Source organism: Marinobacterium marisflavi, from assembly GCF_982447095.1.
The window spans coordinates 1233472-1253102 of sequence record NZ_OZ457898.1 but is presented as its reverse complement, the minus strand read 5'-3'; the positions used below and the strand labels follow the sequence as shown (position 1 = coordinate 1253102).

General features: G+C 53.3%; 15 protein-coding genes. 6 read left to right on the top strand and 9 right to left on the bottom strand.

Going from position 1 to position 19631, the window contains the following annotated elements:
• Window positions 1-221: 221 nt before the first annotated feature.
• Complete coding sequence (locus tag AC1WNR_RS06195; RefSeq protein WP_481643651.1) at window positions 222-2870, bottom strand: response regulator; 2649 nt, start codon at window positions 2868-2870, stop codon at window positions 222-224.
• Entirely contained in the window at window positions 2867-3634 is a 768-nt protein-coding gene (locus AC1WNR_RS06190; RefSeq protein WP_481643650.1) for a hypothetical protein, read from the bottom strand. Before AC1WNR_RS06190 ends, AC1WNR_RS06195 begins: the two co-directional genes overlap by 4 nt.
• Window positions 3635-3846: 212 nt before the next feature.
• On the opposite strand from AC1WNR_RS06190, the gene AC1WNR_RS06185 reads away from it, so the two are divergent.
• The 4 genes from AC1WNR_RS06185 (at window position 3847) to AC1WNR_RS06170 (ending at window position 10279) form a co-directional block, all read left to right on the top strand.
• On the top strand, window positions 3847-4854 hold the full coding sequence (locus tag AC1WNR_RS06185) for an ArsJ-associated glyceraldehyde-3-phosphate dehydrogenase (protein ID WP_481643649.1): 1008 nt from the start codon (window positions 3847-3849) through the stop codon (window positions 4852-4854).
• Window positions 4855-4856: 2 nt separating this feature from the next.
• A complete protein-coding gene (gene arsJ, locus AC1WNR_RS06180) occupies window positions 4857-6074 on the top strand; it encodes an organoarsenical effux MFS transporter ArsJ (RefSeq protein WP_481643648.1) in 1218 nt (405 codons plus the stop codon).
• A 42-nt stretch (window positions 6075-6116) separates the two neighbouring features.
• Window positions 6117-9572 (top strand): transcription-repair coupling factor, encoded by a 3456-nt coding sequence (gene mfd / locus AC1WNR_RS06175; RefSeq protein WP_481645367.1) that lies wholly within the window; start codon window positions 6117-6119, stop codon window positions 9570-9572.
• Between the two features lie 80 nt (window positions 9573-9652).
• A complete protein-coding gene (locus AC1WNR_RS06170; protein ID WP_481643647.1) occupies window positions 9653-10279 on the top strand; it encodes a CsiV family protein in 627 nt (208 codons plus the stop codon).
• Between the two features lie 195 nt (window positions 10280-10474).
• On the opposite strand, the gene AC1WNR_RS06165 is transcribed toward AC1WNR_RS06170, so the two are convergent.
• The 5 genes from AC1WNR_RS06165 to sohB all read right to left on the bottom strand — a co-directional run bounded on the left by AC1WNR_RS06165 (window position 10475) and on the right by sohB (window position 14707).
• On the bottom strand, window positions 10475-10972 hold the full coding sequence (locus AC1WNR_RS06165) for a M48 metallopeptidase family protein (protein ID WP_481643646.1): 498 nt from the start codon (window positions 10970-10972) through the stop codon (window positions 10475-10477).
• Window positions 10973-11038: 66 nt separating this feature from the next.
• Window positions 11039-12145, bottom strand: coding sequence for a mechanosensitive ion channel family protein (locus AC1WNR_RS06160; RefSeq protein ID WP_481643645.1), 1107 nt, complete (start codon window positions 12143-12145; stop codon window positions 11039-11041).
• Window positions 12142-13164, bottom strand: coding sequence for a beta-N-acetylhexosaminidase (gene nagZ / locus AC1WNR_RS06155; RefSeq protein ID WP_481643644.1), 1023 nt, complete (start codon window positions 13162-13164; stop codon window positions 12142-12144). The genes AC1WNR_RS06160 and nagZ overlap by 4 nt, the downstream gene beginning before the upstream one ends.
• A complete protein-coding gene (locus AC1WNR_RS06150) occupies window positions 13161-13646 on the bottom strand; it encodes a L,D-transpeptidase family protein (RefSeq protein ID WP_481643643.1) in 486 nt (161 codons plus the stop codon). The genes nagZ and AC1WNR_RS06150 overlap by 4 nt, the downstream gene beginning before the upstream one ends.
• Complete coding sequence (sohB, locus tag AC1WNR_RS06145; RefSeq protein WP_481643642.1) at window positions 13646-14707, bottom strand: protease SohB; 1062 nt, start codon at window positions 14705-14707, stop codon at window positions 13646-13648. The genes AC1WNR_RS06150 and sohB overlap by 1 nt, the downstream gene beginning before the upstream one ends.
• Before the next feature lie 84 nt (window positions 14708-14791).
• Between sohB and AC1WNR_RS06140 the strand changes: the two genes are divergently transcribed.
• Complete coding sequence (locus AC1WNR_RS06140; protein WP_481643641.1) at window positions 14792-15115, top strand: SCP2 sterol-binding domain-containing protein; 324 nt, start codon at window positions 14792-14794, stop codon at window positions 15113-15115.
• On the opposite strand, the gene nudC is transcribed toward AC1WNR_RS06140, so the two are convergent.
• Entirely contained in the window at window positions 15105-15875 is a 771-nt protein-coding gene (gene nudC / locus AC1WNR_RS06135; RefSeq protein ID WP_481643640.1) for an NAD(+) diphosphatase, read from the bottom strand. The genes AC1WNR_RS06140 and nudC overlap by 11 nt on opposite strands.
• Window positions 15876-15999: 124 nt before the next feature.
• Between nudC and nhaB the strand changes: the two genes are divergently transcribed.
• Window positions 16000-17502: a sodium/proton antiporter NhaB gene (gene nhaB, locus AC1WNR_RS06130; protein ID WP_481643639.1), complete on the top strand. Its 1503-nt coding sequence runs from the start codon at window positions 16000-16002 to the stop codon at window positions 17500-17502.
• On the opposite strand, the gene AC1WNR_RS06125 is transcribed toward nhaB, so the two are convergent.
• Window positions 17499-19592, bottom strand: a complete 2094-nt coding sequence (locus AC1WNR_RS06125) for a putative bifunctional diguanylate cyclase/phosphodiesterase (RefSeq protein WP_481643638.1) — start codon at window positions 19590-19592, stop codon at window positions 17499-17501. The two genes, nhaB and AC1WNR_RS06125, sit on opposite strands and share 4 nt — an antisense overlap.
• Between the last annotated feature and the right edge of the window lie 39 nt (window positions 19593-19631).

Here is a 19631-nt window from a genome sequence, read left to right as displayed (position 1 = left end):
CAAATTCCTGTTTTTGTTGTAAAAATACGCATCAAATATAAAAACGCTGACCGCTCGACGACGGTGCGTAAGTAAATTACGTATCTCTTACCAAACTCAGCAATAAGTAGGCCAGAATGGACGAAAAATTATTTATACCAAAGTAGGCAAAATTGCCGATTTTATTGAGATACAACGGTTAGATAAGAATCATTCTCAACTAGACTACAAGAACCTATATATCAGCCGAGACGCAGCATAATCTTGCGCAGAGTACGCTCTGCCTCATCAAAATCCTGCTCTTCGATTAACTCTTCGAGTTCAAGGTGCAGTGCACTGAGTTTCGCCCCTTTTAGAGCAGGCTTGAGCTCATTCAGCGTTAGAGCAGCGGTCTTCGCCTTACCCGATGACAATTCATCCACCAACTGCGCCAGCTTCAGCTCCAGTGGATCGATCTGAGGCTCTTGCTCGACGGTTTCGATAGTGTGTTGAGCTTGGCGCGAAGAGCCCGAACCCTCAGCATCCTGCTCAAAATAGGCATGAATTCGTTGATGTACCGCTGCGTCGCGGTAGCGCAGCGTTTGCAGCTGGGCATCTAGATCATCAAGTTCCTCTTTGCGCAGGCTCTGCTCTACGGCGGCAAACGCCTCAGAGAGGCTTTGGGCCCCGAGCATTGCGCTAACCGACTTAACGTTATGCGCCAGATCTGCCCCTACCTGCCACTCCTCTGCAGCTACAGCCTCACTGATTTTCTCGACGGTTTCATGGAAGCGATCGCGATAATCCTCTAACACCTCTTCGATGTACTCTTCCAGATTGGCGCATGAGCGCTTCATGCCAACGATAGGATCAATCTCAGGCGCCAGCTGTTTGGCTAGCTGTGCAACCTCAGGATCAAGGTGGTCCACTTCGGGAATCACTTCAGCGACGGCCGCTTCCGCCTGATCGGCAGACTGAGCAACCTCGGGAGCGAGCGCACTCACTAAGGTTCGATAGAGTTCACGACTGTCGATAGGCTTGGATATGTGCTCGTCCATACCTGCAGCCAGACTTTCAGCCCTCGCTTCAGAGCTCGCATGAGCGGTCATTGCGATAATCGGTAGTTTGGCAAAGCCGGATTTGCGTAGCTCGCGCGTCGCAGTTAAACCATCCATGCGGGGCATCTGCACGTCCATCAACACCAGGTCAAAGTGTTGCATCTCAACCCGCTCGATAGCCTCGATACCGTCAACTGCCAGATGGACGATTAAACCGAAGCGCTCAAGGAATGCCGTCGCAACGCGCTGATTCATCTCATTATCTTCAACCAGCAGTACCTCTTTGCCATGCAGCGGTTTGGTGTCGGGAGCGTCGGACTCAGACGGCAGCTTCACCGCCGAGGCGGGATCTATCAACGGTTTCTCGCCGGGTTCAAGCGGGATATCAAAGCTAAAACAGCTACCCTGACCTAACTCACTCTCAACGCAAAGCTCGCCCTGCATCAGATGCACTAGATCCACGGAGATAGTCAGCCCCAAACCGGTACCGCCAAAGCGACGCGTCGTGCTGCCATCTGCCTGCTCAAAGGGTTTGAATAATCGCTCTCTGAGCTCAGAACTGATCCCAATACCGGTGTCGCGCACACTAAAGGCGACTCTGTCGCCAACGGGGCGTTTAACGTAGTCAATTCGAAGCGCTATCTCCCCCTTGGCAGTAAACTTAGCCGCATTAGAGAGCAGGTTGACCAACACCTGGCGCAAACGTGTTGGGTCGCCACGCAGATAGCGCGGCAAATCTCTATCCAGTTCCAGACGCACAGCGACGTTCTCGCGGCGTGCCTGAATACGAATCGAATCCAGCGCCGACTCTGCTAGATGGCGGAGCTCAAAGTCGATACGCTCCAGCTCCACCTTACCCGCTTCAATTTTGGCAAAATCAAGCAGATCGTTGATCACGTTCAGCAGGCTGGTCGAGGCTTCATGGATACGCTCAAAGTAACTGCGCCCACCGACCGCTCGGTCATCATCTATCGCAAGCTCCGACATGCCGATAATAGCGTTCATTGGCGTGCGGATTTCGTGTGAAATGTTGGCAACAAACTCGGATTTAGCTCGACTCGCAGTTTCGGCCGCGTCGCGAGCCTGAACCAGGTCATTCATCGCAGAGCCTAGCTTGCGGTTGCTCAAGCGCAGGTTGTTCATGATCACAAGGTTACGGTTGGACAGGCTCGCGATAACAAAGAAGGTGACAACAAAAGAGGTCACTATGAAAGCGATCAGCAACAAAACGCTTGAGCGCTGCTCTTCTGCGAGGTGGATAATCGGTACTTGAACCACCTGTATACCGCGCACATCACCGACCACCCAATCTTTTTTCGGTGAGTCCGGATGGGAGTTGTGGCAAGCAACGCAGCCTGCGGTCATACGCAGAGGCAGTGCGAGGTTGAGGATGTCCCGACCATTCTCCGGAATGTACTCCAAATAATCTTTCTCGCCTCGCAGCACCGAGAGCTCGTTTAACGCACGCGCTTCGAACCCTTCCAGACGCTTCTGCTCGCGCCAGGGGAAGGGGTAGTTGCTAACAATATCAAAGCGTATGTCACCGCTGAACGAGTTAGCGTAATCGGCAAAATCTTTTGACAGGGTCGCCGGGACTGGCAGGGCGTTGTCTCGCTGATGATAGTCGTGAGTAATCTCTATATTGGAGCCGCTGACGCTCGGTAGGATCTCTTCAGCGTAGAAGTTGCGCAGATAGGAGATCAGGCTGGCATATTGCCGCGCAGTGTAGACCAGAGAAGAGCGTTCAACATTGCGCGTATGCCAGTAGGTAATTGCAAGTAGACCGGTCGTAACCATCAAAGTAGCCACAACCATTATCACTAACAGTCTGCGACTCGACTGGGACGCGATCATTCGTTCAACCCACCTTTTCGGTCCGTCATCTTACTCTCCTCAGCATCACGAATGTAACGTTCAGTCATGCTGAGGGATAGGTACCACACGGCCCCTACTATCAGCACCAACACCAGAAACATCGCTAAGGCCAACATAAAGCTCAGTTCACTAGCGGAAGCGCGCACTGCGTTCATCTCTTCAGTTCGATCAGCATAGATCTCTGCCACGCCAATAATCCGCCCGGCAGCGTTTGCCCCATCAACGGAACGCCTTACCGGTACGTAACTGGAGACCACATCACGGTCGTATACCACACCGCTGTAGCCGCCAAACTCTGAGCGCAGTTCAGAGACTGAGTAGGAACCGCCACGCATCGCAGCTTTAAAGCCCGGGTTGGCAGAGTAGTCCGCGCCGAGCTGGTTAGAATCAGATGAGTAGAGCGTTGTGCCACGCAGGTTATACAGCTTTATCTTGAGAAAATCGGTGCCCAGCATGAACTCGCGAATACGACCGTTAATCCGAGCGTACTCCTCGGGGCTAAGCGCGTTATTCTGCTGAGTAATATCGGAACTGAGCCTAATGGCGGGCTCAATCGCATCATACAGATCGTTGATGAATAGTAGCGTCAGATCCTGATTGGCTGCTTCACTCGCGGTCACTACCGCACTCTCCAGCCGCTGCGCAACGAGGCGGCTGGCAAGTTGATGAACCAAGATACCCGCGAGTACAACTGACGCTAGGGTCGCTAGCAGAGAAAGTGATGATTTACCGGACGCTGTCATAGGGATTCGAGTGTAGAGACATCCATATCTTTGTGTTTATGTAGAGAAAGATAGACCGGCATCTGAGATTGCGCCAATTATTGTCTTGAATGTCGTAAAAGACTTTTCTTACAGACCTACTGCTCCTCTCCATTGGATTTAAAAAATGTGTCACAATTCTGACTTATTATTTGGCGTAGTTCTGCATATGCCCGTCTCAAGAGGATAAGTCTGTGGCTGTTCGTGTTGGTATTAATGGTTTTGGTCGTATGGGTCGTCTGGTGCTGCGCACAGCATTTGACTGGCCAGAGTTTGAATTTGTACAGATCAACGATCCTGCCGGTGATGCTGCAACCCATGCCCACCTGCTCAATTTCGATTCCGTTCATGGTCGCTGGGCATCTGAAGCGATCAGCGAAGCCGATTGCATCATGATTAATGGACGTGCGATCCAAGTGACTAATAACCGATCTATCGCCGAGACGGACTGGAGCAACTGTGACCTAGTTATTGAGGCGAGCGGTAAGTTCAAAAGTCTGGATGCGCTGCAGGCCTACCTAGACCAGGGTGTAAAACGCGTCGTCGTGACAGCTCCGGTTGCCGATGAGGGCGCACTGAATATCGTGTATGGCGTTAACCATAACCTCTACAATCCTGCTCAGCACCGTATTGTGACTGCAGCCTCGTGCACAACTAACTGCCTGGCGCCCGTGGTCAAGGTGCTACAAGAGAAAATAGGTATAGTGCACGGTTCAATGACCACCGTACACGATCTTACCAACACCCAAACGATTCTGGATGCACCGCATAAGGATCTGCGTCGGGCACGTGCTTGTGGCACTAGCCTGATTCCGACTACAACAGGCTCAGCCAAGGCGATCACTAAGATCTTCCCAGAGCTTACTGGCAGACTGAACGGCCATGCCATTCGTGTGCCGCTCGCTAACGCCTCACTCACCGACTGCGTGTTTGAGCTCTCTCGCGCAACCTCGGCAGAGGAGTTAAACGGCTGGTTTAAAGAGGCTGCCGAAGGTGAGCTGAAGGATATCCTCGGCTACGAAGAGCGCCCACTCGTCTCTATCGACTACAAAACCGATCCGCGCTCGAGCATCATCGACGCACTATCCACGATGGTGATAAACGGCACCCAGGCGAAGATCTACGCTTGGTATGACAACGAGTGGGGCTACGTTAACCGCACCGCTGATCTGGCCCGCTACGTAGCGCTACTCGAGCAATAAGCTTGCTCAGCCAGTTCTCGCCAGGTGTACGCCAGTATCTGCTTGTAACAGGCAACTACTGGGCATTCACACTCACCGACGGCGCCCTGCGTATGTTGGTGGTGTTGCACTTTCATACGCTCGGCTATTCGCCGCTCGAGATCGCTCTGCTGTTTCTCTTCTATGAGTTCTTCGGTGTGGTCACCAATCTGGTGGGCGGATGGCTCGGTGCGCGTATCGGCCTGAACCGAACGATGAATATCGGACTGGGTCTTCAGGTGGTCGCGCTCGCGATGCTTCTGGTACCCGCAGCAATGCTTACAGTTCCCTGGGTGATGGCGGCTCAAGCACTCTCAGGCATTGCTAAAGACCTCAACAAAATGAGCGCAAAAAGCGCGATTAAACTGTTGATTCCTGACGGGGCCAATCAGTCGCTCTATCGTTGGGTTGCGTTTCTTACCGGCTCTAAGAACAGCCTTAAAGGTGCGGGCTTCTTCTTGGGCGGGTTCCTGCTTTGGTGGCTCGGTTTTCAGGGCGCTGTGCTGGTAATGGCAACATTGCTCAGTTTTACTCTGTTCTTAAGCCTCGTAAATTTGGGAAGGGATTTAGGCGTTGCTAAAAGTAAACCTAAGTTCTCTCAAATCTTCTCGAAAAGCGGCAATATCAATATTTTGTCAGCCGCACGCCTGTTTCTATTTGGTGCGCGGGATCTCTGGTTTGTCGTGGCCCTACCGGTTTATCTGAGCGCAGAGCTAGGATGGGCGCACACCGAGGTAAGCAGTTTTCTGGCGCTCTGGGTTATCGGCTATGGTGTTGTACAATCCTTGGCCCCCTACATCACCGGCAAGCGCAGTAACGCGCAGCCCAACCGAGCCCAACCTGTGCTCTGGTCGCTGGTGCTGCTCGTGCCCCTGTTAACCCTCGCAACACTATTACCCACTAGCTCAGACCCCGGCAGTTGGTTAGTCATTGGCCTGCTCGTCTTTGGAGCCCTATTTGCGATCAACTCCTCACTACACTCCTATCTGATTGTGAACCTTGCTGATCGTGATGCAGTTTCACTCGATGTTGGCTTCTACTACATGGCTAATGCTGCTGGGCGACTAATCGGTACGCTGCTATCCGGATACCTTTACCAGGCTTATGGACTTGAGACCTGCCTATGGGGCGCTGCACTCTTCATCCTCAGCTGTACATTCCTATCTAGCCAATTGAAATTTGACGGTTTTGCAAAGCAGTAATGATCGTTAAACTGTGCGCTCTATTTTTCGAGCTGCAGGAGCCTGACATTGAGCGTCCCCCTCCCCTTTACGCCCCCCACTAGAGCTGGCGACCTCAGACGGGTCGGTTCGGTGCAAGGCGCCGCGGCAGGTTGGTTAGTAGAGCAGCTTAGTCAGGCTGAAGAGCGTCCGATCCTAATCCTCTGCAACGACTCCGAGAGTGCTAGTCGACTGCGCCGTGAGATCCGCTTCTTCGCTGGCGAACAGCTTCCTGTGCTGCTCTTTCCCGATTGGGAGACGCTGGCCTATGACAACTTCTCTCCGCATCAGGATATCGTCTCTCAGCGTTTAGAGGCCCTGTACCGGCTACAGGCGATGCGCCGCGGCGTCTTGGTGGTGCCGGTAGCAACTGCTATGCAACGTATTGCACCTAAAGAGTATGTAGGCGGCAATGTTTTCTGGTTGGAGGCGGGCCAACAGCTCGACCCCGATCAGATGCGCACTCAGTTAATTGATGCGGGCTATTCGCTGGTTGATACCGTATACGAGCATGGTGAGTTTGCCGTGCGCGGTGCCATCATTGATCTCTACCCAATGGGTAGCAGTGAACCACTGCGTATCGACCTGTTTGATGATGAGATTGATACACTTCGCACCTTTGATCCAGAGACTCAGCGCTCCGTAGAGCAGGTCGAGCGGGTGCGCATATTGCCAGCACGCGAGCACCCCTTCCACAAAGAGGCGATTGATCAATTCAAAGCGCGCTGGCGCCAGCGCTTCGATGTGGACTACGGCAACTGCCCGATCTATCAGGATGTCTCTTCAGGTCTTGCACCGGCCGGTATTGAGTACTATCTGCCACTCTTCTTCGAACAGTGTGCAACGCTATTCGACTACTTACCTTCAAAAACGCTTATTGTTCAACATGCGGGCGGACATGATGCCGCAAAAGCTTTTGAAACCAGCGTACGCAACCGATTTGAAGAGCGTCAGGGCGACCTGACGCGTCCGATTTTGTCACCTGATGAGCTGTTTCTGACGGCCGATACACTTGCCAGTCAGCTGAAAAACTGGCCGATGGTTAGACTGAGTCTGACACCCGAAGAGATTAAGCCGGGGCGTGATAATCTGGAGAGCTGTGAGCCACCCAGCCTGAGTGCGGCGCCAACCGCAGCAGAGCCACTGCGGCCACTGGCTAATTTGATCAGTACTGCGGCTGAGCCGGTGTTGATCTGTGCTGAATCCGCAGGCCGGCGTGAAGCACTTCTTACCCAGCTCGGTGCCATGGAGATCAAACCCAAGCTTTTCGACTCCTGGGCAGCCTTCCTGAAAGCACCAGAGAAGGTCTCGATCTGTGTTGCTCCGATCGAACGTGGCCTCTATATTCCCGGTTCCGTGCAGCTGATAACCGAAGCGCAACTGTTCGGTAATCAGGTATTCCAACGCCGCCGACGCGACAAAGCAAAGGTCGACGCTGATCAAGCGATCAACCACCTGTCAGAGCTCACCATCGGTAGTCCCGTAGTGCACCTGGATCACGGCGTGGGCCGTTATCTGGGCCTGCAGACGATCGATATAGACAACTCACCAACCGAATTCCTCACGTTGGAGTATGCTCAGGGCTCGAAGCTCTACGTGCCGGTGGGTTCACTCCATCTGATCAGCCGCTACTCAGGCGCAGGCGATGAGAGCGCACCACTCCACAAACTGGGTACTGAACAGTGGAGCAAAGCACGACGTAAAGCCGCAGAGAAGGTACGTGATGCCGCAGCAGAGCTGCTGGATATCTACGCTCGACGCGCCGCTCGCGAGGGCTTCCAGTACAGTCTAGATGATCAGATGTACGAGCAGTTCTCGCGTGGATTCCCATTTGAGGAGACCGCCGACCAGGCGATGGCGATCGAAGCAGTTCGCCGCGATATGCAGGCTCCACAACCTATGGACCGCTTAGTCTGTGGTGATGTTGGCTTCGGTAAAACCGAGGTAGCGATGCGTGCCGCCTTTATCGCTGCACAGGCTGGCAAACAGGTCGCCGTGCTAGTACCAACGACACTGCTGGCACAACAGCACTTCGAGAACTTCCGCGACCGCTTCGCTGACTGGCCAGTTAAAGTGGAGCTGATCTCGCGCTTCCGTACCAGCAAGCAGCAGGATGCTATCATCGATCAGGTCCAGAAGGGGCAGGTAGATATCCTGATTGGCACGCATAAGCTGATTCAGGGTGATATCGAGTTCGCCAACCTTGGCCTACTGATTATCGATGAGGAGCACCGCTTCGGTGTGCAGCAGAAAGAGCGCCTCAAATCTCTGCGTTCTGAGGTCGATATACTCACGCTGACTGCAACGCCAATTCCGCGAACCCTCAACATGGCTATGTCTGGTATGCGAGATCTGTCGATCATCGCGACTCCGCCGGCGCGACGCCTGTCAGTGAAAACCTTTGTACGTCAGTACGATGCACCCCTTATCAAAGAGGCCATCCTGCGTGAGCTGTTGCGTGGTGGTCAGGTCTATCTGCTGCATAACGAAGTGAAAACGATTGAAGAGACCGCACGTAAGCTGACGGAGATGATTCCTGAGGCTCGCGTCGGCGTGGGACATGGACAGATGCGCGAGCGCGAGCTCGAGCAGGTGATGAGCGACTTCTACCACAAGCGTTTCAATGTCCTGGTCTGTACCACCATTATCGAAACCGGTATCGACGTTCCCAACGCCAATACCATTATCATTGACCGGGCAGATAAGTTCGGTCTGGCTCAACTGCACCAGCTGCGCGGTCGTGTGGGTCGTTCGCACCACCAGGCCTACGCCTATCTGCTGACGCCACACCCCAAAGCGATGACCAAAGACGCCTTGAAGCGGCTCGAAGCGATTGAAGAGGCAAGCACCCTCGGTGCTGGCTTTACGCTGGCGACCCATGACCTCGAAATCCGCGGTGCCGGGGAGTTGTTGGGTGATGAACAGAGCGGTCAGATGCAGACGATCGGCTTCAGTCTCTACATGGAGATGCTCGATCAGGCTGTTAAAGCGATTCAGGATGGCAAAACACCGAACCTCGATAAGCCGCTGCGCGGCGGCTGCGAGATCAATATGCGCTTGCCTGCATTGATTCCCGATGACTATCTGCCAGACGTACATAACCGACTGATTCTTTACAAACGCATCTCCGCGGCGAAATCGGATGAAGCGCTGCGGGAGTTGCAGGTAGAGATGATCGATCGCTTTGGTCTGTTACCACCATCACTGCAAAACCTGATACGTCAGACTAGTATTAAGCTCAATGCTGAGCGCTTGGGTATCGATAAGATTGATGTGGGTGCTGAGTCGGGTCGCCTTGAGTTCGGTGAGGAGACTGAGGTCGATCCGTTGACGCTGGTTAAACTGGTGCAGAGCAAGCCAACAGTCTATAAACTGGATGGAGCAACGGCGTTGCGTTTTAACAACTCGATGGCGCAGCCGGAGACCCGCTTCCAGACTTTGGAAGCGCTGTTGTCAATGTTAGAACCCAAGGCAGCCTAGCTAGATAGATAGCTGGATAGAAAGCCAGGTAGAGAACTGACTAAACAGTTAGAGAGAAGCAACTAAGGAGTAGAGTGAGGATGAAGTTGAAGCAGGCCACTGCTGCGCTCTTAATGGGTCTGAGCCTGAGCACGGCAGCCGTGCAGGTGCAGGCCGAGGATGAAACTGTCCTGCCGCTAGCCCCTGAACTCAAAGAGCAGGAGAATCTCTACACCGTTGAGATGGTTCTGTTCAAACAGAAGATTCCCGCCTACACCGAAGAGAGCTGGCCAACTGATCTACCAGCGATTGACTTCACTAACGCTCGCCTGCCACTTCCCAACGATGGCATGCCGCTGAGTGCAAATGAGGAGCTCGAGAAGAGTGACTATGCGCTGACTGATGAGGCGGCTCGCCTGACAAGCCAGGGCTATGAAGTGCTCTACCACAACTCTTGGCTAGAACAGTTCAACCCCAATACAGAGACCACACTGATGCTGGTCGACCCCTTTGGTGCATTCGAAGGAACTGTACGCATCGAACGTCTGCGCTACCTGCACGTCTACCCTGAGGTGAACCTCTACACTGCTACTGGCGCGGAACAGGCCGGCAGCGTCATCCGCATGCAGGAGAGTCGTCGCATGCGCTCAAAAGAGACACACTACATCGATCATCCGGTGTTAGGGATGTTGGTACTATTTCGCCCCGTTAAAGACGCCGAGTCTTAAGGTTTTTGTATGAGGGATCTCGGCGCAGCCGAGGTCGCGACAGCCGAATTACCGATCGCGAGTTGTCGGGCCAAGACCCGATCTACTGAGGCTTTTGTAGGAGGGACTTACGCGAAGCGTATTTCCCGACTTAAATCCACATCGGATCGGTGCAGGATCAGGAAATAGCCTTCTGCTGCCTCCCTCCTACTCTCATCACCAAATCGCACCATAGCGCTCCAGGTGCGCAAGATAGAGACGCACCTCAAACTCTAACTGATGATAATCAGGCTCCATGTAAGCGCAGAGTTTGTAGAAGGCCTTGTTGTGCTCTTTCTCACGCAGATGCGCTAACTCATGCGCCAGAATCATGCGCAAGAAGGGCTCCGGCACCGCACGGAACAGCGCACTGATCCTGATCTCATTCTTCGCCTTGAGTTTTTTCCCCTGCACCCGTGATACAAACGTGTGTAACCCCAACGCATTTTTGATCACATGAATCTTATCGTCATAGATCACTTTGGAGATCGGCGACGAACTGCGCATAAACTGATTTTTCATCGTTTGCGCATAGTCATAAAGCGCCCGCTCTGAGCTGAGCTGATGCGGCTCTGGATAGCGTTTTAGCAGCCATACGCCCGCTCGATTTGCATCAAGCATGGCGATGGCCTGCTGCTGCACTTCCGGAGAATAGGGGCTTAGATAGTTAGGCATGGTTTTGTGTAGGAGGGACCTGAGCGTAGCGAAGGTCGCGACCTTCGGCTACGCCGAAGATCCTTCCTACACCTCCGCCTCGGGCGTTGATGCAAGATGCAGGGTCTGAGTCGGGAATGCGACCTCCGCGCCATGTAACGTGATGACTTCCATAATCTTTAGCAGCACGTCCTGTTTGATCTCATGAAACTCCACCCAAACCGTGGTCTTGGTAAAGGTGTAGATCAGGATATCGAGCGATGAGGGACCAAAACGATTCAAGTTAACGATCATTGTTTGGGTCTGATCTATATCCGCATGTTGCTCAAGCATCGACTTGATGCCTGCAACGATCGACTCAACCTGAGCGGCATCGTCGTAGCGAACACCAATGGTCTCGTAAATCCGACGGTTGGTCATACGAGAAGGGTTCTCAACCGCGATATTGGCGAACGTCGAGTTGGGCACATAGAGTGGGCGCTTATCGAAGGTACGGATACGCGTCAGACGCCAGCCGATCTCTTCAACGGTGCCCTCTATCTCCTTATCGGGTGAGCGGATCCAGTCGCCCACTTTAAATGGACGATCCATGTAGATCATCAGCCCACCGAAGAAGTTAGCCAATAGGTCTTTAGCTGCGAAACCGACAGCCAAACCACCGACACCACCAAAGGCGAGGATACCGGAGATACTAACCCCCAGATTCTGCAACAGGGCCAGACCCGACATCACCAGCACACTGAGACGAATCAGCTTAGCGATAGCATCTGCGGTGGTACGATCCATCCCAGGCTTGCCGGCCTCACCCTGCACTAACCGCGCTTCTATACGCGTTACCAGTCGAATAAGCGCCCAAGCAATCAGTAGAATATAGGCGACGCTACGGAAGTGCTCGGCTGCGTCGAGTGTAATGTCATCGAGCGCCTTAGCGGCAATCTGCAGCGACAGCGTAATCCCCACCACCCAAACCAGAACTGATAGCGGTCTGCGTACACCATCGAGAATGAGCTCGCTCCAACGCGGGTGTCCCTGACCAAGTCGACGGACAATCCGCGCCAGCAAAGCATTCACCATAAACCCAACGATACCGGTGAACAGAAGAATCAATAGACCCTGCAGTGCCCAGGAGTAGACCTGTAGCGAAGGGATCAGCAGGAACAGCGGGTCGAGCATCCAGCTCAATAACACATTCATACAGCACTCTCCGCCAGCGCGACGAGCGAGGCCGCCAACGTGCGGGCTCGCGCTAAGCGTTCCGGATCAGCTTGGCGCTTGGGACGTGCACGCATGCGGGCGATGCGGTGCGATGCCGGTTCCGTGCGCGCAGCCAAGTAGCCGAGTACTTCGCTCGCAGCCTCGGGCGCGTTACATACCAATACCATGTCACAACCGGCAGCGAGAGCGGCCTCTGCGCGCTGGGCATAAGACCCCATTCCAGCAGCGCCCTCCATACTCAGATCATCACTAAAGATGACACCGTCGAAGCGCAACGCCTCACGCAGTTGCCGCCGCAGCCAGAATTCTGAAAAACCGGCCGGTTGCGAGCAGACCTGGGTGTACTGAATATGGGCCGGCATAATTGCATCTAAACCACGGCGAATAAGCGCGCTGAAAGGCTTAAGATCCTGGGCTTCAATTTGCGCAAAGCTGCGCTCATCAACCGGCAAACCATGATGCGAATCAACCTCAACTGCGCCATGTCCGGGGAAGTGTTTTCCGGTGGCCGCCATGCCCGCTTCATGCATACCGGACATCAGCGCACCAGCCAACTGCTCTACACACTCGGGCGACGCAGCAAAAGAACGATCGCCAATAACGGTAGAGACGCCGTAGTCTAAGTCCAAAACAGGGGCAAAACTGAGATCGATATCATACTCACGCAGCTCGGTAGCCAATAGCCAACCCATCTCATGCGCCTGTGCGATAGCGCTGCCGGCATCCTGCTGCCAACGCTGCCCCAGCACCGCCATTGGCGGCAGACGGGTAAAGCCCTCTTTGAAGCGTTGGACACGACCACCCTCTTGATCGACCGCAACCAGCAGATCTGGACGCACCGCGCGGATCTCAACCATCAGGGTACGTAACTGAGCTGGCGACTCGTAGTTGCGCGCAAAAAGAATCAGACCACCCACCTCGAGACGTTTGAGCTGCTCAGCCTCCACTTTCGTCAATTCTGTGCCTGCGATATCAAGCATCAACGCGCCAGTCGTCATTCTTCAATCCTTACCAGTGTGTTGGTATCGACCTGCTCAAAGAGCTCCAGCAGGTTCTCATTTCTCATGCGGATACAGCCATGCGATGCCGGCTGGCCCATAGGTTCGGTATCAGGTGTGCCGTGAATATAAATATAGCGCCGGAGACTATCGACGCAACCGCCGCGGTTGTGTCCCCACTCCTGACCCTGAAGCCAAAGTATTCGAGTGAGTATCCAATCGCGCTCTGGATGGCGAGCGGCTAGCTCTGGCGAGTAGACCTCTCCCGTTGCTCTGCGACCCACAAACACCGCATTCTCGGGTGCGCCCTCACCTATCTTCAGACGAATGCGATGCAGGCCGGTCGGCGTACACCCGCTCCCCTCTTGCTGCCCTGCCCCAGCACTGGCCGTAGAGATCGACCAATGCGCAGCGGGGCGGTCGTCACGCAGCAGCGTCAACGTCTGCTCAGTGATTGAGACTTCGATTCGCTGTTGCGCCATTAGCGCGCCCAGAAACGGCTCTGTGTCAGGCGCGACCAGAGTTTACCGATACTGGCGTCGACCACATTAGCGCCCATACCTTGAAGCTTCTCCTGCAAAGAGCGTTTCTCTTCATAGGTTACTTTATAGATATCAGCCTCTTCGACAGCGTTGAAGAGGTAGTCATCAGAGGTCTCAATACCATCTATTAGGCCGTTCTCAACCGCACGTCGGCCAAACCAAACCTCACCGGTCGCGACTTTTTCGATATCGAGATTCGGGCGGTACTCACTGACAAACTGTTTGAACAGATCGTGGGTGTCTTCGAGCTCTTCAACAAACTTTTTGCGACCCGCTTCGGTGTTTTCACCAAACATCGTCAAGGTGCGTTTGTACTCACCCGCAGTGAGGACCTCGTAATCAACATCATTGCGCTGTAGCAGCCGATGGAAGTTCGGGATCTGCGCGACTACACCGATCGAACCAATCAGTGCAAAGGGCGCGGCAAGCAGTTTATTGGCGATACAGGCCATCATGTAGCCACCGCTCGCAGCGACCTTATCGACACAAATGGTCAAAGGAATATTGCGACGACGGATACGCTCCAACTGAGAGGCCGCAAAGCCGTAGCTGTGCACCAGCCCCCCAGGGCTCTCTAGGCGCACTACAACTTCATCCTCTTCACGGGCCAGGCTCAGTATGGCGCTCACCTCCTGACGCATGGATTCAGCATCTGAGGCGTGAATATCACCATCAAAATCGAGAACATAAATACGTTTACGATCTGGCTCATCCTCACCTCTCTTTGCCGCTTTTTTGCGCTCTTTAGCTTCGGCCTTGTCCCGCTTCTTCTCCTCTTTGGCCATCTGCTTGAGGCGAAACTCATCGAGTACCGAATCTTCCAGCGCATGCTGCATATCTTCAAAGTGCTCGTTGAGAGAGTGCACCAGAATCTCTCCATCGCGATCCTGCTTGCGTCGCGCTGCAGCACCAGCAATCAGGGCAATCACTATCGCTATAGCAACCACAATAGTGATTGTCTCCGCTAAAAAGATTCCATATTCAGTCAGAAATTCGGTCATTCAATCCTCAGTCAATGCTGTAGATACACTTTGGGGTAGGTTACCATAGCGCCAACGATTTGCCGCCAACTCAACAGGTAAAAGATGTCAAACGAGATCAATGTTCAGCGTATCTTCGCTAAGTTAACTGAGCGATTCAATGCCGATAACGCCGCGGGCCTCGAGGCGGTGTTCCAATTTGCGCTTGAAGATGCCGACTCTTTCTATCTCGACGTACGCCAGCAGCAGTTAACAGCTGACTGGGGTGACCACAAAGACCCTGACATCACCTTGCGTCTCAATGAGGAGACGCTGGTCAAAGTGATCATGGGTGAGCAGGATGGTATGAGCGCTTATATGAAGGGTCTACTGCGCGCTGAAGGTAACGTCATGCTGGCGACACGCCTCGGCAAACTGTTCAAGTCTTAGCCGCTTTTTGGCGAGCAACCCAGTCGTCGATAAGCTGGCGTGAGATTGAGAAGGGTGGTGGAAGATCCACAGTGTCCAGATCCTCAACGGTAAACCAGCGCGCTTCACTGATCTCAATACCATCTGGTTGTAGCTCGCCACCGGCGTACTCAACATGAAAGGCGAGCATCAGTGAATCAGGGAAGGGCCAGGCTTGCGATTTGAAGTAGCGCAGACCCTTTACCTCTACCCCGACCTCTTCACGAATTTCACGAGCAACGGCTCGTTCCACCGTCTCACCTGCCTCAACAAAACCCGCCAGCGTACTGAAGCGGTTGGGCGTAAAGCGAGAGTTGTGGGCCAAAATCGCTCTGTTCTCATGTTCAACTAAAACAATGATGCACGGCGAGATGCGCGGGTAGACCCGGTTGCGGCAGTGATCTGAACTACAGACCAAGGCCATCTCATTGTCAGCCTGCTCCATCCTGTCACCGCAGCGGCCGCAATGTTGATGCTGCAAGCGCCAACTGAGCAGCTGTTGTGCGCGCGACACCCAGCGATACTCATCCTCGCTTAGCAGCTCAAGGGCCGATCTCAGGTCAACCTGCTCCAGCTTGGCCGGCATACGACTCAACCGCATCAGCTTGACGCTCGGTTCAACGACTAACGTCTCCAAAGGCGATTGATAACCGACATGACTCTCGACACTCTCGAGCCCATGAAACAGACGTTGGTTGTTATCAATCAATAAACGATTGTTATAAGCGAGAAGATAAATCAAACCTTTTCCTATGCTATAATCCGCGCGCCTTCCAGAGGCGGGCCTTAGACGGTTACTCCTACTCTAACAAAATTACACGTCCGACCACCCGCTAAAACTACAATTTTTTAGAGTAAGGAAACCTATGGGCCAGCAAACCATGTCTGGGCTGTGGCGCAACTTCTTGGGTAATTCACCTAAGTGGTACAAACAGCTTATTATTCTGTTCCTCTTCATCAACCCGATTCTCTTGCAAGTGGTCGGCCCGGCTGTCACTGGCTGGATCCTCATCTTCGAGTTTATCTTTACGCTCGCAATGGCACTGAAGTGTTACCCACTTCAACCGGGTGGCCTGTTGGCACTCGAAGCCATCCTGATCGGCATGACCAGCCCCGATTCGGTCTACCACGAGGTTGAAGCCAACCTAGAGGTCATCCTGCTGCTGATGTTCATGGTAGCCGGCATCTTTTTTATGAAAGATCTGCTGCTTTGGATCTTCTCGAAGATACTGGTAAAAGTACGCTCTAAATCAGCACTGTCGATGCTCTTCTCGCTTTTTGCTGCTTTTCTGTCAGCCTTCCTTGATGCACTAACGGTAACTGCTGTACTCATTACCGTCGGTGTCGGCTTCTTTTCGGTCTATCACAAGGTTGCCTCAGGTAAGCACTTCTACGACTCACACGACCACTCATCTGACAAGGCTGTAAAAGAGGAGCGCCGCCAGGATCTTGAAGATTTCCGCGCCTTCCTGCGCTCACTGCTAATGCACGGTGCTGTGGGTACTGCGCTAGGTGGTGTATGTACCCTGGTTGGCGAGCCACAGAACTTGCTAATCGCACAGCGCGCTGGTTGGGACTTTGTGGAGTTCTTTACCCGTATGGCTCCGATCACTATCCCGGTGTTATTTGTAGGCTTGGCGACTTGTTGGATGCTGGAGAAGACCCGCAAGTTTGGTTACGGCGCACGTCTGCCCAAAACCGTTCGCGCGATTCTAGTCGATTACGCTCAGTCTCAATCGGCAAAGAAATCGAAAAACGACCGCGCTGCGCTACTTATCCAAGCGTTGGTGGGTGTGTTCTTGATCTTTGCTCTAGCGCTGCATCTAGCAGAGGTGGGTCTGATCGGCCTGACAGTTATTATTCTGCTGACCTCATTTAACGGCATCACCGAAGAGCATCAGATCGGTAAAGCCTTTGAAGAGGCGCTGCCGTTCACAGCTCTCCTAGTAGTGTTCTTCGCTGTTGTTTCCGTGATCCACGAACAGCATCTGTTCGAACCGATTATTGCTTATGCTCTGTCGCTAGACGTCTCGGCCCAGCCAGCGGTATTCTTTGTTGCGAACGGCATACTTTCTGCGATCAGCGATAACGTCTTTGTAGCGACTGTTTACATCAACGAAATCGTTGCAGCCTTGAATGCGGGCGAAATCACCCGTGAGCACTTCGATTCACTGGCTGTAGCGATCAATACCGGCACCAACATCCCATCAGTCGCGACGCCAAACGGGCAGGCAGCCTTCTTGTTCCTGCTAACTTCGGCTATCGCACCTCTGATCCGCTTGTCATACGGCACGATGGTTTGGATGGCACTGCCATACACTGTGTTGATGTCTATCACCGGCCTAGCCATGGTGATGATCAACCATTAATGCTGGACTTTACGTTCGAGAAGCTGCGCTTGTAGCTTCCCGGGCGTTAGCGGTTTGGAGTAGAAGTACCCCTGACCGTACTCACAACCGGTGGCGCGTAGCCACTCGCTCTGCGCCTCGGTCTCTATTCCCTCTGCAACCACCTCTAGCTCTAACGCATGCGCCATATTGATGATCGCTTCGGCGAGAATTCGACGTTTAGGTGTCTTCTCCGCGTCGTTCACAAAGGCGCGATCAAGCTTCAAAACATCCACTGAGAAGTTCTCCAGAAAGGAGACCGACGCATAACCGGTACCAAAGTCATCCAGTGAGATCAGCACACCTAGCTGAGACAAACGATCCAGATGGCCGAGCACTTTCTCATCAGGATCTAGGAACATCCCTTCGGTGATCTCTACAATTAACGCGTTGGGTGCGATGCCCAGCGATTTGGCCTTCTCAACCCAAGCGTCGGGGTTGAACCCGTCCGCCTTGAGTTGCAAAGGTGAGACGTTAATCGAAACTCGCAAGTGCAGGCCTGTCGCGGCCTGAATCTCAGCCAACCGTTCAATCGACTCCTGGAATACCCACTCACCTATCTCTACAATCAGCCCGGTCTGCTCTGCCACAGGTATGAATTCAGCCGGCGATACCCAACCACGGTGCTGATGATGCCAACGGATAAGCGTCTCAACCTTAACCCACTCCAGATCGCTCTGCAGATCGACTATAGGTTGGAAATTGATCGAGAACTCCTGATTTTTGACCGCGTAACGCAGGTCATTGGCGAGATTGAACTGTTTAGAGACACTCGTATGTAAAGCCTCTGAATAGCGTACCCAAGCTTTACCGCCATTACGCTTGGCCTCATGCAGCGCCTGGTCAGCATGCATGGTGATCTCATCCAAGTCGCTACCATCCTCGGGTGCCAGCGTCACCCCAACACTTGCGTGCACCGTTACCGGATGACCAGCCAGCATAAACGGCTCACTAAACTGCTTGAGAACCTTGTGTACAACCACCTCAAGATCCTCATCCGTTTTAATATCTGTTGCCAGAATGGCAAATTCATCGCCGCTCAGGCGTGCGATCGAGTCCTTACCTCGGGTGCAACGGCGCAGCCGCTCAGCAACACTGACTAATAATTGCTCACCGGTCTGAAAGCCTAGGCTATCGTTTATCAATTTGAACTGGTCTAGATTAACCAATATCAGGCCGATACCCTTAGGGTCACGCAGGTGCGCTTGCCAAGCACTGTGCCAACGCTCCGCGAGTAGGCGACGATTGGGGAGCTGTGTTAGATGATCATAGTTGGCTTGACGCCAGATGAGCTGCTCGTTACGACGCTGATCGGTCACATCTAGCGAGAAACCGAAAATCCCCGCAACCTCGCCAACACTGTCGTAAAAAGGCAACTTGGTGGTCTGATTCCAGACGTGATCGCCGTTGAGTCGTACCTCTTCACGCAGTTCACTGATCATCGGCTTGCCGGTCTCAAGGATGTAGCGATCCTCCTCGGCGGTGCGTTGGGCGTAGGCTTTTGTCAGCAGCGTGCTGTCGGAGAGCCCGAGAATGGCATCACTGGATTCAAGTTTATGATGTACAACAAAACTCTCATTCACCTCGGTGTAGCAAAGAGAGGTATCTTTAAAAAAAAGTTGATCAGGCAGCAGATCGGTCAGAGTTTTGAGTAGGTTTAGATGCTGCTCAACATCGCGTTGCTCGCCCTCTCGCTCTGTCTGATCAATCCAGAGCTTCAGGGTAAAGGGCTGGCCAATATCGGGCACAAAACGCATTGCAAGCAGTTCGTAGAGACGTCCATCTTTAAAGCGGACCTGATGCACCTCTGTCGCGATCGAATCAGAGCCGCAGAGAATATCGGCATACCCCGCCTCCAACAGCTGAAGCTGGAGCGCTAAACGCTGTGCGTTATTCTCTGGCTCCAGCATCTCTGACGGAAAATTCCAAAGCCTAAGGTAAGCATCGTTAGCAAAGGCAAGATTCTCATCGTTGTCATAGATACTAACAGCGATAGGGAGTCTACTCAGCGCAGTCGGCAGCAGATCAGCGTACAGCGGCTGCATTGAGTATTGGGAGAGTGCAAAGGCCACAACCTTTCCTCATTTAAACTTGTTAAAAAAAGTTTAGTT

Excerpts from the sequence above, each read along its gene's own strand:
- AC1WNR_RS06150 (WP_481643643.1), bottom strand. The coding sequence starts at position 13,646 with ATGGCGCAACAGCGAATCGAAGTCTCAATCACTGAGCAGACGTTGACG.
- AC1WNR_RS06140 (WP_481643641.1), top strand. The coding sequence starts at position 14,792 with ATGTCAAACGAGATCAATGTTCAGCGTATCTTCGCTAAGTTAACTGAG.
- nagZ (WP_481643644.1), bottom strand. The coding sequence starts at position 13,164 with ATGACGACTGGCGCGTTGATGCTTGATATCGCAGGCACAGAATTGACG.
- AC1WNR_RS06195 (WP_481643651.1), bottom strand. The coding sequence starts at position 2,870 with ATGATCGCGTCCCAGTCGAGTCGCAGACTGTTAGTGATAATGGTTGTG.
- AC1WNR_RS06165 (WP_481643646.1), bottom strand. The coding sequence starts at position 10,972 with ATGCCTAACTATCTAAGCCCCTATTCTCCGGAAGTGCAGCAGCAGGCC.
- AC1WNR_RS06170 (WP_481643647.1), top strand. The coding sequence starts at position 9,653 with ATGAAGTTGAAGCAGGCCACTGCTGCGCTCTTAATGGGTCTGAGCCTG.
- sohB (WP_481643642.1), bottom strand. The coding sequence starts at position 14,707 with ATGACCGAATTTCTGACTGAATATGGAATCTTTTTAGCGGAGACAATC.
- AC1WNR_RS06160 (WP_481643645.1), bottom strand. The coding sequence starts at position 12,145 with ATGAATGTGTTATTGAGCTGGATGCTCGACCCGCTGTTCCTGCTGATC.
- AC1WNR_RS06190 (WP_481643650.1), bottom strand. The coding sequence starts at position 3,634 with ATGACAGCGTCCGGTAAATCATCACTTTCTCTGCTAGCGACCCTAGCG.
- nhaB (WP_481643639.1), top strand. The coding sequence starts at position 16,000 with ATGGGCCAGCAAACCATGTCTGGGCTGTGGCGCAACTTCTTGGGTAAT.